This window comes from Bacillota bacterium (assembly GCA_018818595.1).
Lineage (GTDB): Bacteria > Bacillota_I > Bacilli_A > Izemoplasmatales > Hujiaoplasmataceae > JAHIRM01.
In genome coordinates this window covers 60,830-77,364 of the sequence record JAHIRM010000049.1, presented here as the reverse complement: position 1 = coordinate 77,364, position 16,535 = coordinate 60,830, and the positions used below count along the sequence as shown (strand labels likewise).

Annotated in this window: 14 protein-coding genes; 1 reads left to right on the top strand and 13 read right to left on the bottom strand. The window is 29.4% G+C overall.

Annotation, left to right across the window (positions count from 1 at the left end; all coding sequences use genetic code 11):
* The 11 genes from KJ971_07980 to lpdA form a co-directional block, all read right to left on the bottom strand.
* On the bottom strand, nt 1–2,159 hold a 2,159-nt coding region (locus KJ971_07980), incomplete at its 3' end, for a UvrD-helicase domain-containing protein (GenBank protein MBU1145769.1).
* Nucleotides 2,156–4,522 (bottom strand): PD-(D/E)XK nuclease family protein, encoded by a 2,367-nt coding sequence (locus KJ971_07975; protein ID MBU1145768.1) that lies wholly within the window; start codon nt 4,520–4,522, stop codon nt 2,156–2,158. The genes KJ971_07975 and KJ971_07980, both read right to left, overlap by 4 nt.
* Nucleotides 4,523–4,571: 49 nt before the next feature.
* On the bottom strand, nt 4,572–5,225 hold the full coding sequence (locus tag KJ971_07970; protein ID MBU1145767.1) for a hypothetical protein: 654 nt from the start codon (nt 5,223–5,225) through the stop codon (nt 4,572–4,574).
* Nucleotides 5,226–5,393: 168 nt separating this feature from the next.
* The gene (locus KJ971_07965; protein MBU1145766.1) at nt 5,394–5,705 is read right to left on the bottom strand and encodes a metalloregulator ArsR/SmtB family transcription factor; all 312 of its coding nucleotides are present in this window, start codon (nt 5,703–5,705) and stop codon (nt 5,394–5,396) included.
* 103 nt (nt 5,706–5,808) lie between these two features.
* On the bottom strand, nt 5,809–6,231 hold the full coding sequence (locus KJ971_07960) for an Hsp20/alpha crystallin family protein (protein ID MBU1145765.1): 423 nt from the start codon (nt 6,229–6,231) through the stop codon (nt 5,809–5,811).
* Nucleotides 6,232–6,391: 160 nt separating this feature from the next.
* On the bottom strand, nt 6,392–7,321 hold the full coding sequence (gene cysK, locus KJ971_07955; protein MBU1145764.1) for a cysteine synthase A: 930 nt from the start codon (nt 7,319–7,321) through the stop codon (nt 6,392–6,394).
* Nucleotides 7,322–7,324: 3 nt separating this feature from the next.
* Nucleotides 7,325–8,218: a serine O-acetyltransferase gene (locus KJ971_07950; protein ID MBU1145763.1), complete on the bottom strand. Its 894-nt coding sequence runs from the start codon at nt 8,216–8,218 to the stop codon at nt 7,325–7,327.
* Between the two features lie 96 nt (nt 8,219–8,314).
* Nucleotides 8,315–9,517 carry a hypothetical protein gene (locus KJ971_07945; GenBank protein ID MBU1145762.1) on the bottom strand — a complete coding sequence of 401 codons (1,203 nt, stop codon included), beginning with the start codon at nt 9,515–9,517 and terminating at the stop codon, nt 8,315–8,317.
* The gene (locus KJ971_07940) at nt 9,514–9,777 is read right to left on the bottom strand and encodes a thioredoxin family protein (protein ID MBU1145761.1); all 264 of its coding nucleotides are present in this window, start codon (nt 9,775–9,777) and stop codon (nt 9,514–9,516) included. Before KJ971_07940 ends, KJ971_07945 begins: the two co-directional genes overlap by 4 nt.
* Entirely contained in the window at nt 9,774–10,886 is a 1,113-nt protein-coding gene (locus KJ971_07935; protein ID MBU1145760.1) for a cysteine desulfurase, read from the bottom strand. The genes KJ971_07940 and KJ971_07935 overlap by 4 nt, the downstream gene beginning before the upstream one ends.
* 129 nt (nt 10,887–11,015) lie before the next feature.
* Nucleotides 11,016–12,425 carry a dihydrolipoyl dehydrogenase gene (lpdA, locus tag KJ971_07930; protein ID MBU1145759.1) on the bottom strand — a complete coding sequence of 470 codons (1,410 nt, stop codon included), beginning with the start codon at nt 12,423–12,425 and terminating at the stop codon, nt 11,016–11,018.
* A 215-nt stretch (nt 12,426–12,640) separates the two neighbouring features.
* Between lpdA and KJ971_07925 the strand changes: the two genes are divergently transcribed.
* Nucleotides 12,641–13,078, top strand: a complete 438-nt coding sequence (locus KJ971_07925) for a peroxiredoxin (GenBank protein ID MBU1145758.1) — start codon at nt 12,641–12,643, stop codon at nt 13,076–13,078.
* A gap of 64 nt (nt 13,079–13,142) precedes the next feature.
* Here KJ971_07925 and KJ971_07920 read toward each other — a convergent pair whose 3' ends face one another.
* Nucleotides 13,143–13,646: a ferritin gene (locus KJ971_07920; GenBank protein ID MBU1145757.1), complete on the bottom strand. Its 504-nt coding sequence runs from the start codon at nt 13,644–13,646 to the stop codon at nt 13,143–13,145.
* Nucleotides 13,647–13,738: 92 nt separating this feature from the next.
* On the bottom strand, nt 13,739–16,513 hold the full coding sequence (locus KJ971_07915; protein ID MBU1145756.1) for a PAS domain S-box protein: 2,775 nt from the start codon (nt 16,511–16,513) through the stop codon (nt 13,739–13,741).
* Nucleotides 16,514–16,535 lie beyond the last annotated feature (22 nt).

The following is a 16,535-nucleotide window of genomic DNA, read 5'->3' as shown; positions in this document are numbered from 1 at the left end:
TCATTGACACTAAAATATGCTAATTCTTCTACTTTTGCAATCAAGAAATCCAACTTTGCTTCAGCAACTTCAGGATTATCAAGCATTGCAACAGATTTGAAAAGTTGTAATTGATCATATATCATTTGTAAAAGTTTATGTGCTGGTACTTTATACATTTTTTCAACAATTATATTTAGATCATTTATTATTTGTTTAAAAGAGTTCATTTCAGACAATTCTAAAATGATGTTTTTAGTTATTTTGGGATAATCTAAAAACAATTGAATTAACTGTTCAACTGGAATTTGATAAACAAAAGATCTTGCTACACCATAAAAAGAGCCTTTGAAATGTTTTGAAAAAAATAAATCATCATTAAAACATTTAAGTAAAGTAATATATTGATTCAAAAAAAGGATTTCAGTGCTTTGAGAAAAATCTTCATCTGCAATTTTTTCCACTGGAACTTTATATTTTATAAGAGCTTTTTGATATTGATCAAAATTCGATTTTCGATCAATCAAAATCACAAAATCTTGATATGTTGCTAATTCATATTTTTTGTCTTCACGATTAAAAATTTGAAAACCAGAATCAATTTTAAAACGAATATCTTTTGCAATAATTAGCCCTTCAATGTAAGCTGAATTTGTCTTAGAATCAAACGCTTCAAGTGATTCATTATCATAGGTTAAAATAGTTGGAGTATAGTCTTGAAATGCCGAAAACTCAAGATCATATTCAAAATTTCCATAAATTAAACTTTGATTTTCGTGATAATTTACTCCTCCTATTTTTTCATCCATAATCGTGATAAATAATTGATTCACACCATTAAGAACTTCTTTTCTTGAACGAAAGTTTTCCATTAAATCAATTGCAATTCCTAAATTAGTCTCTTTATATTGTTTTCTTTTCATTCTGAAATTATCGGGATTTGCATTTCTAAACCCATAAATTGATTGTTTTATATCGCCTACCATAAATAAGTTTGAATGTTGTATCAAGCTAATCAAATACTCTTGTAAATCATTTGTATCTTGATATTCATCTATCATAATTTCAGAAATGTTTTTTTGGTAATACTGTGTAACATCTGGACAATTTTCAAATAACTCAATTGAATAATTCATAATATCTGTAAATGAGAATATTGAATTTCTTTTCTTATAATCTTTTAGCAGGGTTAAATAATCCTTAGTAATTTGAACTACGGACAGTATAATGCAATTTGTCTCTTTTATTGACTTAAGAATGTCTTTTTTATTTTTTACAAATAGCTTATCAAAATATCCGATTATTGAATTTAATTTATTTTTAATATCACTATTTTTTTGTTTTAAAGAATCTGTAATATTCTCATCAAATTCCTTGTGAAATCTTGGGATTCTTGGATGATTAAAATTTTGTAATAATTGGATGATTTCGTCTAAATCAATAGATTTAAATAGCCTTTGATAATTAGAAGACATTTCTAAAAGATATTGATTGATTTTGTCATCATTATATATTTTGAAATCTTGAATTAATTCATCCAAAAAGGGGTTCATTTCTGCAATATCTGAAAAAATCATTTTTTCAAAATCGGTTAAAGCCTTTTCAATTGATTCATTTGATAAATAATTTGTTTCATAAGATGAAAGAAAATCAAACATATCCGGAATCATTTCAATTCCAGAAGCAAAAGATAATATCGTTGTTTGAAGAAGTTCGTCACCTTTATCAAAAAGACGAGAAATCAGATTTTTAAATAAAGGAGTTTTTTCACCGTAATATTTTTTTAACGTCTCATCTAAACAAAATCTTTTTGCCTTTTCTAATATAACATGATCGCTTATTTGAATAGTACCAGGTAGGTTCAATCGATAATGATATGTTTTTACAAGCCTTAAGCAAAACGCATCAAAAGTTGAGATAATTGCATTATCTAGACGTTTCATTTCATTGTGTAGTTTGGGATTTAAAAGAATCGTTTTTTTAATTCTATCTTTCATTTCATCTGCAGCAGCATTTGTAAAGGTTAATATAATGAGCCTGTCAATCGATATACCATCATTTAATTTTCGTAAAACTCGATTAGTGAGAACAGATGTTTTTCCTGATCCAGCTCCAGCACTGACTAATATATTTTGATTATCAGTGTTAATTGCATTTAATTGATTTTCTGTAAATTTCATTCGAACTCATCCCCTTCATCAGTGGACTCTTGTTCTTCAAAGCTATAAGTTTTTGTGTTTGTATAACAAATGCCTTTATGAGGGCAGTACTCACAACTCTTCGATTCATGTTGACTTTTTTCAACTGGCAAAGGATTTATTTGGAACTTGCCATTTTGAATGGAAGAAATAGCCTCTAGCAATTGTTGATTCATTTGAGATAGAATTTGTTCAAATTCTGTTGAATTTTTTAACCGATTATTCTTTGTAAATTCTCCGTTTTTATTATAAGTTACTCCCATAATGTTATCATCACTATCAAAAGAATCAACGCTTGCTTTATCCGTTAATGTTATTCCATTCATTTTCAGAGTTTTTTTAATTGGATCGTGATTTTTAAGTTTGTAATAACGACCAATGTTCACTTTTTGATAATAAAACCCAACTGGCTTCATTTTATCAAATTGCTTGCAAGAGGAAAGCAAATGAAAATAGAAAGGTAGTTGAGGTTCAATACCTTTTTCAAAATCCGATAAAACAAACGATTTATTTCCAGTTTTATAATCGATAACTACAACTTCTACTTGGTTATCTATTTCATGAATCATTATTTTATCAATTTTCCCTAAAATAATAAAACGAGGATCGTTTTCAAAAAAATATCTATATTCCTTTTCAAAGGCAAAATCAAGAAACGTTGTATGTTTTTTTTGGTTAATTAGGTGCATTCTAATCAACTTAAGTTCATTTTGTATAATCTCTAGAAATAGAGAATATTTATAATTCATTTCCTCTGGAAATTCAGACATTAAATTATTCTCTATTTCACTTAATTCATATGCTTTATCGTTAAACCATAATTCTAAAAATTTATGCGTTAAATTTCCAAAATACAAATTGATATTTTTATCATAATTTTTTATTTTCAACAGATAATCCAATAAAAAATGAAAAGAACATTCGTAATATGTTTGAAGACTTGTTGCGGAAAGATATACTTTATTGTTTAAAAGTGAGGATAATAGTTTGGTATTAATTTGGCGAAATTGAGGGTTATACATTCTATATTGACTTGCAAATTCGTACTCCAAACGATTAAAATCTTCATATTCTACGCTATACTTTACCTTTTGGTATCTTTGTTTTGCGTAGTGTAATAAATAGAAGTTATTTGTATATTCCACTGAAGTTAATTTAATTTCAAATTTCATTGTTATTAAAGGATGAGACAAAGATAATTCTGCTACTCTTCGATTTAAATTGTTTTCTGTTGTAGAGTAGAAAAATGTTACATTTTTCATTCGATTAATTAGATTTTCGGTATGAGTCTTGTCTAATTCGTTTTCTTGAAAGGAAGTATACATGTTCAGTTCTTTTTTTTCTTCATCCAACAGAAAATCATTGTCTTTGTGAACAAGAGGTAATGATTGATCTTGATAATTTAAAATTAGGTAATTTTGGATATCATCGCAATTTATCTCTGAAAGATCTTGAAAATGAATGGCTCCCTGTATAAAAGGTTCTTGAATGGACGCGTTTGAGATTTCAAAAATTAAAATATCAATTTCAGACTCTATTTCATTTTTTTCATACTTATTTATAATATCAAAAATCTTTTTGATAATCCTTTTTTCAAAACTAGAACAATTTACTATCAAATCAGTTAACAAATAAATAGCTTCATCTAGCGAGGCTTTTTTTAGTTTATTTACAAATGATATAGTAATTGGAAATTGGTTTAAAGCCATTTTATAGTGACTATAAAATGGAATGTTTGCTTCTTTTAAAAGCTTTGCTAATTGATATCTATCTTCTTTTGTTGAATTTAAAAGATAAATATCATTTGGCATGATACCTTTACTTAATAAATCAGTTACCTTTTTAAATACAGCAAATTGAGAATCCAAAATGGATTGACACTCATAAAGAATAATTTCATTTTTATTGATTGTTCCTAAATAAGTAACAACAGGGCTCCATTTCTTCAAATAAAAAGGCACTTTACAATTATTTAAAAAAAGTATTTGTTTCTGCTCAAAATTTTGAAAAGAATTGAATTGAATCATATCGTTCTTAATTAATTCTTTAAAAATGGAATTTATATAATTAATTTTTTGAGAATCATACTCTTTGGATACATCTAAATAATCAAAGATAAATACACATTTACTTGAATAATTTGGATCTAAAGAAAAATGTTTCTTCATGAACAACAAATAATCTGATTTAAGTGAAAGTGAAGATTCAAAAAGAGAGTGAAATTTAAATGGATATAATTGTTGAGTTTCACTTATGAATTGGAGAATTTTATTCTTCAATTGATTAGGAGAAAACACAATAGTATTCTTGTCAAAAACGCTAATTTCTCTTACAAATTCTTTCATCCATTTCACCTCGATTCTATTTTATACATCATTTTTTTCCAAAAAAATCTTATTTTAAAATGACTTCTTTCTTTTTATTTGTAAACAAACTTAGCAATAAGCCAAGTACGATACCTAGAATCGCAGCGAAAATGATTCGATATTCTTCCGGAAGCAGAAACGTAATGGTATGAGCTGGAATCCAAAACAAAGGTATCGTTTTACAAAAAGTAAAATTGATAAACTGCCTCCAATTAATTTTATCGATGGTATCACCAAAAGATGCATTTTTGTTTTGTTTCTTTAAATTTAAAAAAGTATCAGATATTCTGTGAAATGTCATCATAACAGGAGCGAAAGTTAAATTCATTAAAATGGAAGTGAATAAGGAAAAAAAGAATGCATTATCTTTAAAAGGCAACAAATTGGCGTTTTGAAGAGCTTCAACTCCAGCAGGATATAGAACAAACATCCATACGATCAAGACTCCAATTAAGCCCCAAACCAATGCTTTAACTAACATATAGGAAGGCATCATCCATTTTTTTGATTTTATTCTTAAACCAATAAAATCACCAAGTGATGCTAAAAAGAAAAACTTTATGAATCCACTTAGTAATTTGTTATTACTTGCAAACTGCAAAAAGAAGTCTCTTGTTACGATATAAACCATAAATATTGTACCAAATAAAACAAGTATTGAAATCCAATAATCCTTTTTCATATTACCCTCTATTAATTCTTCAAATTTATTTATAACTTTTAAGAGAAAACAATCGTTATACTTACGTTCAATTATATCATATTTGATGAAACAAAATAATGAAATCCACAAGAAAATAACGTCAATACATGTAATATGTACTAACGTTATTTTTTATTGTATGATTTGTTAATCTTTTTTACATGGGTTTTGAAAGACTTCAGAAATTTCAATTTGTGAATATTCAGAAAATAGATGTTCAAGTTTTACTAAAGTATCTTTATTAATTTGGTAATGATTCCAAGTGCCGTTTTTATGTGAAATCACAATATTTGATTGTTGAAGCACCTTCATATGATGCGATAAAGTTGGCTGAGTAATTGATAAATCTTCAAGTAATTGACAGGCACAAAGCGTTTTTCCTTTCAAAAGAGAAAATATTTTAAGTCTTGTTGGGTCACTTAATGCTTTAAATTGATTTACAAAATCAAAATTTTCCATATGATCACATCCTATACTGTATTATAAACAGAATATAGATTGCTGTCAATATGAAATAGAATCAAAAAAACTCTCAAAACTGAGAGTTTTCTTTTAAAACTTTTTATTCAATTGAAATGTATTTCTTTTCTTTTACGTTTGTTCCTTGCTTAGGTACAAACAATTTTAAGATTCCTTTGTCGTATTCTGCTTTAATATCTTTTTCTGCAATGTCTTCTCCAACATAAAATGTTCTAGCAGAACTACCTAAAAATCTTTCTCTTCTAATATAATGGTTATCTTTTTCTTCTTTGTTTTCTTCTCGTTTGGCTTCGACGGTTAAATAGCCATTATCCAAACTGATTTTAATGTCTTCTTTTCCAAATCCTGGAACATCGACATCAAGCTCATATCCAGTATCTACTTCTACAATATCCGTTTTCATGCAGCTTACATTTTCTTTAAAGATTGGTCTTGTGAAAAAATCTCCAAATAAGTCATCAAATACAGATAAATCATTGTTTCTTCTTCTAATAATATTATTCATTTTAAATCCTCCTAATTTAATATTTTTAGCACTCAATACCCTTGACTGCCAACTATATTATATCAAGTATTATCAGCACTGTCAAGTATTGAGTGCTAATTATTTTTATAGAAAGCGTTTTCATATTTCTTTGCATAAAAAAAACACATTTTCATGTGATTTAATCATTAAATACGGTTGAAGATAAATATCGTTCTCCTGTGTCAGGAAATACAATTACGATGTTTTTATCTTTATTTTCTTTCTTTAAAGCTACTTCTATACCAATAGCTAATGCAGCTCCACTGGATATTCCAACAAAAATTCCTTCTATTTTACTAGAAACTTTTGTATATTCATAAGCATCTTCATTCGAAACTGTCATAATTTCATCGTATATGTGAGTGTCTAATGTTTTTGGAACAAATCCTGCTCCTATTCCTTGAATTTTATGAGGAAAAGCTTCTCCTTTTGTTAAGGTTTGAGAACTATATGGTTCTATTCCTATTACTTTGATACTAGGATCTTTTTCTTTTAAATATGTTCCTACTCCGCTAATTGTTCCTCCTGTTCCAATTCCTGCAATAAATATGTCTATTTTTCCTTCCAAAGCTTCATAGATTTCTTTTCCTGTAGTCTTATAATGCGCTTTAGGATTTTCCATATTTTCAAATTGATAAGGCATATAACTATTCGGAGTAAAACTTTGCAAATTTTTAGCTACTCTTATGGATTCTTTCATACCTTTTGAGCCTTCAGTTAGAATAAGTTTTGCACCAAATGCAGTCATTATTTTTCTTCTTTCAACAGACAATGAATCAGGCATAACTAAAATCACTTCGTATCCTTTTGCTGCTCCTACCATTGCAAGACCAATGCCAGTGTTTCCACTTGTAGGCTCAATGATAATTGTTCCTTTTGAAATCAAACCTTTTTCTTCCGCATCTTCAATCATAGCTTTAGCAATTCTGTCTTTAACGGAACTTCCAGGATTAAAAAATTCGACTTTAGCATATAAATTTGCTTCTAAGTTATATTTTTCTTTCACTCTATTTAGCCGAACAAGTGGAGTATTTCCAATTGTCTCGATAATGTTATTATAAATTTTCATTTTTTAAACTCCTTTTAATTTGGATTCTTTTACAACAAGATCCGGAATTTTAATTGATACTTTACTATCTTGAGGAAGACTTCCTGTAATAAAGACATTACTTCCAATGGTTGAATTAGAACCAATCATTGTTTCTCCTCCCAAAATGGAGGCTCCTGAATAAATTGTTACGTTATCACCTATGGTTGGATGTCTTTTAGTCCCTTTTAAATGTTGCCCACCTCTTGTAGACATGGCCCCAAGAGTAACTCCTTGATAAATTTTGACGTGTTCTCCAATAATTGTAGTTTCGCCTATGACAACACCAGTTCCATGATCTATAAAAAAATATGCGCCAATGATTGCACCTGGATTAATATCAATCCCTGTTTCCCTATGAGCGAATTCTGTCATCATTCTTGGGATAATTGGGACATTTAATTCTAATAGTGCATGAGCGATTCTGTAAATGAGAATGGCATAAAATCCTGGATAAGAAACAATGATTTGATCACGATTTATTGCGGCAGGATCGCCTTGAAAGTGTGCTTCAATGTCTAAATGTAGTAACTCTCGAACGGAAGGTATTTTTTCCATGAATCGAGTACAAAGTTCACAAGATTTTCTTTTAATCATTTTGTTTTTTTCTTCATCGGCTAAGTAAAGTAATGCATAGGATATCTGAGTCTTAAGTTTTTTGTGAAGTTTTTTTACAATCAAATACGTCTTATACTTTGAACCGAATTCTGAAACATTTTGTTTAGTAAAATACCCAGGAAACATCAATTCTTTGGTTAAATTTATGATTTTTTTGATTTCTTTATTGGAAGGAAGTCTGCAAGAGCAATGGTCCTTTTTTATTGGGGTTGTTTGATAGCTTTCTAAGATTAAATCTCTTATATTTATATTTTTCAAAATGTCACATCCTTTTATTTTCACTTCTATTATATCATATATTCTATATTTCACTGTTTGTAACGCAGTAAAAAAAAACCAGCAAAATTTGCTGGTTTTCTAAAAATTAAACATAACAATTTGAGGGAAAAAGATTAATAAGAATCCAATAATAATCATTATGATTCCTCCAATGATATGAGAAAACTTTGAATATTTATTAGAGATTCCTGTAACTTTAAATGAAATCATTGCAATTGAAAAAATAATGAGATCATCAAGTAAGAAAAAGAAAATATATAGCAATATATAAAGAATATATACCGGCATTGATAATTGATTATAAGCCAGAATATCAATATAAACTAAAGGAAGTCCTGCAGAACAAGCTAATTCGACGACATTTACTGATACCGCTAAAAAGATAATTCCAATTAAAGCAATAAAAAGTTTTTGTTCTGTCACAATTTTTTTCACTTTGTCCATTAATTTTTGTTTTTTGGTTCTATCAGTCACTTCACAACCAATATCTGGATTTTTGGTTGATTTAATAAACTGATAAATATTAAATCCTCCAAATCCAAGCGCAATAGAGCCAATCACTATCCTGATCCAGACAATCGTAGTTATTTGAAGTGCAAGATTAAGCCAAGCAACCATGATTAAGAAATAAAACAGTGCCGATGCAAATAGAAAGGTAAAGCCCAATATCCACATTTTCTTTCGATCTTTTGTGTTAATCAACATCGTGATTAAGAAAAGCAATACCCACATCGCACAAGGATTAAATCCATCCACAAATCCCATGAGGATACCAGCCAAGAATATAGAGAGCGAATCAATAGATACTGGCCCAATAAAAGGAAGATCAACTTCGCTTAATTCTAACGAGTCAAAATCCGTATCAAGTACTTCTTCTCCAAGAAGGACTTTATTAACAACATCTACATAGTCTAAACTTGAATACCTAGTAATTAATCTTACAATATCATTTTCAGTGGTTGGGTTAAATCCTCTTAGACTTACTCCTCCTATCACAGTATAAGGAGTCAAAGCATCCAGTTCATTAAAGACCGTTTTTACATCTTCAAACAATAAGTTGTTTTCATCTACTTGAGTAATTTCGTACCTGTGTACTTCTATATTAGAATATCTGTCTTCCAATCCAATTAAATATAGATTTTCTTCAGCACAATGGGCACAGACTTCATCGTAAAAAAAATAAATGTGAACGATATTTTCTGCGTAGATATTTTTTGATAAAAAAGGATTGATAATCAATCCTAAAATCATAATTCCAAGTAAAAGCTTTAATTTTTTCATTTGGATAACCCTTCAAATGTTTTTATTAATTCCTTCACACTCTTTTCACCAATGATACGTGCAACTTCTATGTCGTTTTGAAATACGATTAAGACAGGGAGAATTTGTCCAATTTGAAGTTGTTTAATTAATTTCTCATCTTGATCATAATCATAATCAATCAATTCAATTTCATTAAACGTTTCAAACACAACTTTCCATCTTGATTTCATAATCAAACAACTAGAGCACCACAAAGCTGTAATGCGAAGAATTTTCATTTAGATACCTCTTCTTTAATGGCTTCAACTAGTTGATTCATCTCATTTAAGGTTGTTAAAGAAGAAATAGAGATTCGGATACTTGATTTCGCTCTTGATTCACTTCCAGTCAAACGAAAGACACTATGAGAATAGGCATTACTCGAGTTGCAAGCAGATTGGGTAGATACATAAATCTCTTTTTTGGCTAAAGCAGTTTGAAGTTGATGTGCTTCTAATTTTTCAACACTTAAATTTAAAATATGAGGGATACTATATTTATTACTATTAATTGTCACAGATTCAATTTGTAATAATTCATTAATAAGATACTCAGATAATCTTTTCACATGTTCATAATTTAAATCAATACTATCGCATGCAAGACTTAAAGCTTTTTCTAACGAAAGCAACAAAGGGGTAGCAGGAGTTCCACTTCTTACATTAGTAGTAGATCTTCCTCCATGGATAACTGGCTCTAATTCGATAGTCTTTTTTCTTAATAAAGCCCCAACACCTTTCAGTCCATAAAATTTGTGAGCTGAAAACGAAATCAAATCAACATTGGTAATGTCAACTTTGATTTTGCCAATGGCTTGAGTCATGTCAGAATGAAACGTAATTTGTGGATATTTTTTTAAGAATACTCCAATTTCTTCAATCGGTTGTTTAAATCCAATTTCACTGTTAACCATTCCAATGGAAACAAGAATGGTGTCATCTCTTATAAGTGAAGCAAGGTTTTCAAAATCAACAAGTCCAAATGAATTCGTTTTAACTACATCTACTTCAAACCCATTTTTTGATAAATAATTAAAGCAAGCTACAACAGAAGAATGTTCATAAGGAGACGTTATAATATGTTTTCCTAAATTTTGTTTTTTTAATGCAACTCCTTTAATCGCTAGATTATTTGCTTCACTCGCTCCGCTTGTATAAATCACTTCATGATCTACCGTATGAAAAATGTTACAAATACGAGAAGAAGCTTCGACAATTTTATTATTTGCACCTTGTCCTAAGTCGTGTAATGAATTGGGATTCGCAAAGAATTTCTTGCTAATTTCAACATAATATTTTAAGACTTCTGGGTGAATGGGTGTTGTTGCACTGTAATCTAAATAAATCATGAATTGGCCTCCTAAAGCATAGAATATTATTTATTTCATTATAGTACAATCTATTGATAAAGTCAACGATTGGAAGGCTTGTAAAAAAGAAAAAAACCGCTTTAAATAAGCGATTTTTATTTTACATCTTTAATCAAGGTAATGAATAGCTTCTCCAAGAAGTCCAAGAGCAGCTTCGTGAATTAATTCAGAGGTAGTTGGATGAGCAAAAATGGTATCTTTAATTTGTACTACTGATAATTTGTTTTGCATGGCTAGAGTTAATGGACTGATTAAATGCTCCGCATCTCCACCAAATATAGAAGCACCAATTAACAATTTTGATTCTTTATCTTGAATCAATTTAATAAAACCTATGGAATTATTCATAATTAAAGCTTTTCCATTTGCCGAAAACGGAACTTTTGTAATGAAATATTCAATTTCTTCTTTTATTAATTCGGTTTCAGTTTTCCCAACAAGAGCAATTTGCGGTGTTGTAAAAATCACGCTAGGAACAAAAGAATAATCCATCGTTGCTTTGTGGCCTAAAATGGTATCTATAGCAATAATTCCTTGATGACTAGCCACGTGAGCTAATTGCATTTTATTTGTAACATCACCGATGGCATAAATATGTTTCACACTAGTTTGCATGGATTCATTTACATCGATTCCATAAGTTTTTCCAATTAAGATGTCCGTTTTTTCAAGAGATAAAGATTCATAATTTGGAATTCGTCCTACTGCTTCTAAGATTAAATTTGAATCAACAAATTTAATCTCTTCTTTTTGTTTATAATAGACTCTAACATAGTCTTTATTTAATTGTTCGATTTTTTGAACTCCTGAATTCGTATAAATTGAAATATTAGCCATTTTAGCGAATCGAAGCAAGCGTTGGCTTAAATCTTTATCAACCATTGGAAGAATGGAAGGTAAAAATTCAATGACATTTACTTTTACCCCTAAGTGACCGTAGATAAAGGCAAATTCCATCCCGATAATTCCCCCACCAATAATCGTTAATGTTTCTGGTAATTTTTGATTTGATAGAAGTTTCTCTGAATCATAAACTTGTTCAAGTTGAATTCCATCTACCTTTAAATGTTTCGTTTTTGCACCAGTTGCAATTAGAATATCTGTGGCTTCATATAAATAATCAATAGTTTCGGTATGAATCTTTACAAGAGAATTGTTTTCAAAAGAAGCTTCCCCTTTGATAACATTCACTTGATATTTATTAAGTAAAAAAGAAATTCCATCTACAAGCGTTTTTGTCACTTCATCTTTTCTTTGTAGGACTTTTACCATATCAATTGATGGATGATTTGATATAATACCATACAAATCACTATGCATTATTTCTTCATATATATCCGCAGATTTCACAAGTGCTTTTGTCGGAATACACCCAATATTTAAACAAGTTCCTCCAATATAATTTTTATCAATTAAAGTAACTTTTAATCCTTTTTTAGCCGCATAAATAGCAGCAACATATCCTCCAGGCCCCGCTCCAATAATTAGTAAGTCGGTTTTTTCTTTTAATGTCATCATCCTTTATTCCTTTCATAAAATAGTTATATTTAAACCAAAAAAATAGATAAGGCATCTTCAATTTGTTTAACAAGCAAATTATACCATTCAAAACAATAACTGTCAATTTGAAAGTCTGTTGAAAAACAGCTTCCTTCTTGAGCAAAATGCTTGAATAATGCATCCTTATTTGATAAAATTATTTCTATAAGACAATCAATTTATAGGAGGCTCTCATGAACTATTTAGATATAAAATTACCAGGAAGTGATTTAAAAACTCACACACTCAGAGATTTTTCAGGAAGTAAGGTCGTTCTTTATTTTTATCCAAAAGATCAAACACCCGGTTGTACCGTTGAAGCTAGAGAATTTACAAAACTAAAAGAAGAATTTAACGCAAAAGGGTATATTATCATTGGAGTTAATCGTGATTCGGTAAAATCCCATCTAGCATTTATTCAAAATAATCATTTAAATTTGTTGCTTTTAAGCGATGAATCGGAAGAATTGGTTCGTGCTTTTTCTGTATTAGTCGAAAAATCAATGTTCGGGAAAAAATACTTAGGAATTGAAAGAAGCACATTTGTGTTAGGTGAATCTGGTCAAATTCAGCATGAATACCGTAAAGTAAGTCCAAAAGAACATCCAGTAAGGATTTTAGAAGAATTATAAACCGTATGAATAAAGAAAGGGCATCTTCATCTTGAAGATGCCCTTTTGATATAAAATGAATGTTTTATAACACTAAACTTGGTACCATGTATACTCTTAAGGCTAGTTCCTTATCTAACATATAGATGACATTTTCTAATAAATCATATTTTTGAATTAAATCTTGTGAATTTTTTTCTTCTTCTATTTGTTCTTTGACAAACCATTGTAGAAATTGTACAGTGCGATATTCTTTTTGATTGACAGCTTCCTCATAAATGGAGTTGATTGATGCGGTAATATACTCTTCGTGTTTAAAAGCTTCTTCTAAAGGTTTTTTTAAAGAGTCATAACTCATTGTGGGTTTCGCAATTGCTTCTAAAACAACTTCAACATTATTGTTTTGGAGATAAGTCATGAAGAAAATCGCATGATCCATTTCTTCTTTTGCTTGTACTGTAAACCAGTTCGCAAACCCATCTAAGCCCTTAAATGTGTAGTAATTTGCAATATCTAAGTATAGATACGCTGAAAACATTTCTTTATTGATTTGAACATTTAATAAATCAGATACTTTTTTATTTAACATATATTTGATTCCTCCTATTTTTATTTTTATAATTTAATTATAACATGATGTACGCCAAAAACATTGTGATTTGCTTAGGAATTTAAATCAAGTTATTCGACCCAATTTTTATGAAGAACTTTTGTAACAAAGACTTTTGCAATTTCAGAATCAAATTGTAATCCAGCATTATTTTTAATTTCACTTACGGCTTCCTCTTCCGATTTTGCCTCTTTATAAGGAGTTTTAAGTGTCATTGCACTGTATGCCTCACATACGGCAATCACTCTTGCCATCCATGGGATTTGTTCGCCAATCAGACCTTTGGGATAGCCTCTTCCATCCCATCGCTCATGGTGTGATAATACCGCTTGAGCAACGTCTTCGTATTCAGAGGATGAAGATAAAATTCGATAACCAATCTCGCAATGATATTTAATTTGATTCCATTCTTCAATTGATAATTCTTCAATTTTATTTAAAACTTTTGTATTAACTGCAATCTTTCCAATATCATGAAGTAATCCTAATTGTTCTAATTGATGTAACTGAAGGGCTTTAAGATTAAATTCAAGACCTACTTTTTTGCATAACAATCCTACTTGTTTTGAATGTTGATCCTCGAGAGGATTTTTACAGAAAAACGCTTTTAATATCGCTTGAATTAATTCCTTTTTACTGCTTGTAGAATCTAAAAATTTTCGATCATACATTTCTGCTTCAGCGTTATTATAGATTGTCTTCAGTGATACATCTAACTTTGTTCTTATTCCAAGTCCAAAAGATACTGAAATGGCAATTCCATGAATGGTACAACTTTTCAATTCGTTTTCTATTTGATTGATTAAATGCATAGCTTGATCTTTTGTCGTATAGGGAGATACAATTAAAAATTCATCTCCGCCAACTCTTGCGATAAAATCAGTAGATTTTACAAATTTTTTTATTTTTTCCGAAACCAATTGTAAAAGTTCATCTCCACAAGGATGTCCAAAGGCATCATTCATAATTTTAAGTCCATCAACATCTGCCATAATGATGCAAGTAGGTAAATAGGACTTGTTTTCTAATTCGAGAATTTTTTGATCTAATGCTCTTCGGTTTGATAAACCTGTTAAATAATCTTGAAAACTTAACATCTCATATTTAATTTCTTTTTCTTTCATGTTTGAAATGTCTTGATGTGTTCCTGACATAGTTATGGGGTTACCGGACTCATCCCATTTAGAGACGCAGCCTCGATCTAAAACCCATACAAAATGGCCGTCTTTATGTTTCATTCTTAATTCTAAGTTGTAGTAATCAATTTCATGATTAAAGTGTTTCTTTAAAAGTTCGTTTGATTTTATAATGTCATCTGGATACACAAGTGAATTCCACAAATCGATATTATATGGTGTTAATTCTTCATAAGAATAACCTATCATTTCTGCCCATTTTGAATTAACTACAATTTCTCTTGTTGCAATATTCCATTCCCAAGTTGCGGTATTTGTACCTTTAATGATTGTTTCCAATCGATTTCGTTCTGATAAAAGTTTTTCTTCTGCAAGTTTATATTTTGTAATGTCATTTATCATAACGATGACTTCATGTTCAACGTTTGAAAAGAAACGCATTATTATAATTTTATTTATATCACCAAATAAATATTCGGTTGTGTATTCATTTTCAAAATCACTAACCGAAAACGCTTCTTTAAAAGAGAGCAAATCAAAATCACAAAACATACTTAAAAATGTTTTGTTCATTACGTTTTGCTCTTCTCCATAAATTATCTTTGAGAAACTCTTATTTGCATAAACAAGCGTTGCATCGTCTTTATTTGAGTTCACTTCAAAAACGCCAATGCCTTCGGTCATTCCGAAAATTAAATCATGATTTCGTTTTTGAATTTTTTTTAATTCTTTTTCGCTTAATATTTTTTCAGTTAAGTCATGAATAAAAACATAAATCGAAATCTTTCCATTATCAAAAAAAGGAGCTGAATTGACTTCTGCTGAAGCAATTGACCCATCAAAACATATAAATTCATAATCGGCCCTAGGGTTAGGAAGCAAACTTGATTTTAATCTTTCAATACGTTCATGATAAAAGTCTTTAAAATCTTCTGTAATTAAATTTTCAATCTTTTTGCCGATTAAATCATCGGAATTTTTAGCTTTAAAGAAACGAACACATGCGGGATTGGCATATGTTACAACCCCATCTTCGTCTATATAAATGGCATCTTGAGAATTCTCGATAATATTTTCATACTTTGATTCGTTCATTTTGTCTCTAAGTGCTGATTCTTTTTCATCTGTAATATCATGAATGAATCCTTCGATGTAAAGTGGAATACCCTCTTGATCATAGACTGCATGTCCGGTTTCATAGACCCATTTAATTGTTTTGTTTTTTGTAATCACCTGGTACTCAGAAGTAAAATCCTCATGAGAATCAATTGATTTTTCCCATAATTCTCTTAATTTTAAACGATATTTTGGGTGAATGATTTCTTCGAAGGAAATCGCTTGATTGTCAATTAATTCAGCATCAGTATACCCAACAAGTTCAAATGTTTTCGGACTAACATATTTCATTGTCCAATTTTCATCATACAAACTGCGATAGGCCATTCCGTGATAATTCTCAATTAGACTAGTATAGTTTAACGTTAAATTCATTATATCTTTTTGTTTATGAATTTCTTTCTTTAGTTGCTTAGAATTTTTATAAAGAAAATAAGAAAGAATTAAAATTAAATGAACAATTAAAACAATTATAATAATCTCAGTTGTTGATATTTGATCAAACAAAGACCCCATGTAGAAAAAAGTAAAATAAACTAAGGATTCGACTTTACTTAAACTGAAATTGATGAAAGTGATGAAATATGAATACATATCTTTTCCTCATTTCATGTGC

What these genes read in the sequence shown, in the direction of transcription:
- lpdA (MBU1145759.1), bottom strand. Translation starts at nt 12,425, where the DNA reads ATGATGACATTAAAAGAAAAAACCGACTTACTAATTATTGGAGCGGGG.
- KJ971_07965 (MBU1145766.1), bottom strand. Translation starts at nt 5,705, where the DNA reads ATGGAAAATTTTGATTTTGTAAATCAATTTAAAGCATTAAGTGACCCA.
- KJ971_07915 (MBU1145756.1), bottom strand. Translation starts at nt 16,513, where the DNA reads ATGTATTCATATTTCATCACTTTCATCAATTTCAGTTTAAGTAAAGTC.
- KJ971_07920 (MBU1145757.1), bottom strand. Translation starts at nt 13,646, where the DNA reads ATGTTAAATAAAAAAGTATCTGATTTATTAAATGTTCAAATCAATAAA.
- KJ971_07970 (MBU1145767.1), bottom strand. Translation starts at nt 5,225, where the DNA reads ATGAAAAAGGATTATTGGATTTCAATACTTGTTTTATTTGGTACAATA.
- KJ971_07960 (MBU1145765.1), bottom strand. Translation starts at nt 6,231, where the DNA reads ATGAATAATATTATTAGAAGAAGAAACAATGATTTATCTGTATTTGAT.
- KJ971_07940 (MBU1145761.1), bottom strand. Translation starts at nt 9,777, where the DNA reads ATGAAAATTCTTCGCATTACAGCTTTGTGGTGCTCTAGTTGTTTGATT.
- KJ971_07975 (MBU1145768.1), bottom strand. Translation starts at nt 4,522, where the DNA reads ATGAAAGAATTTGTAAGAGAAATTAGCGTTTTTGACAAGAATACTATT.
- KJ971_07925 (MBU1145758.1), top strand. Translation starts at nt 12,641, where the DNA reads ATGAACTATTTAGATATAAAATTACCAGGAAGTGATTTAAAAACTCAC.
- KJ971_07935 (MBU1145760.1), bottom strand. Translation starts at nt 10,886, where the DNA reads ATGATTTATTTAGATTACAGTGCAACAACACCCATTCACCCAGAAGTC.
- cysK (MBU1145764.1), bottom strand. Translation starts at nt 7,321, where the DNA reads ATGAAAATTTATAATAACATTATCGAGACAATTGGAAATACTCCACTT.
- KJ971_07945 (MBU1145762.1), bottom strand. Translation starts at nt 9,517, where the DNA reads ATGAAAAAATTAAAGCTTTTACTTGGAATTATGATTTTAGGATTGATT.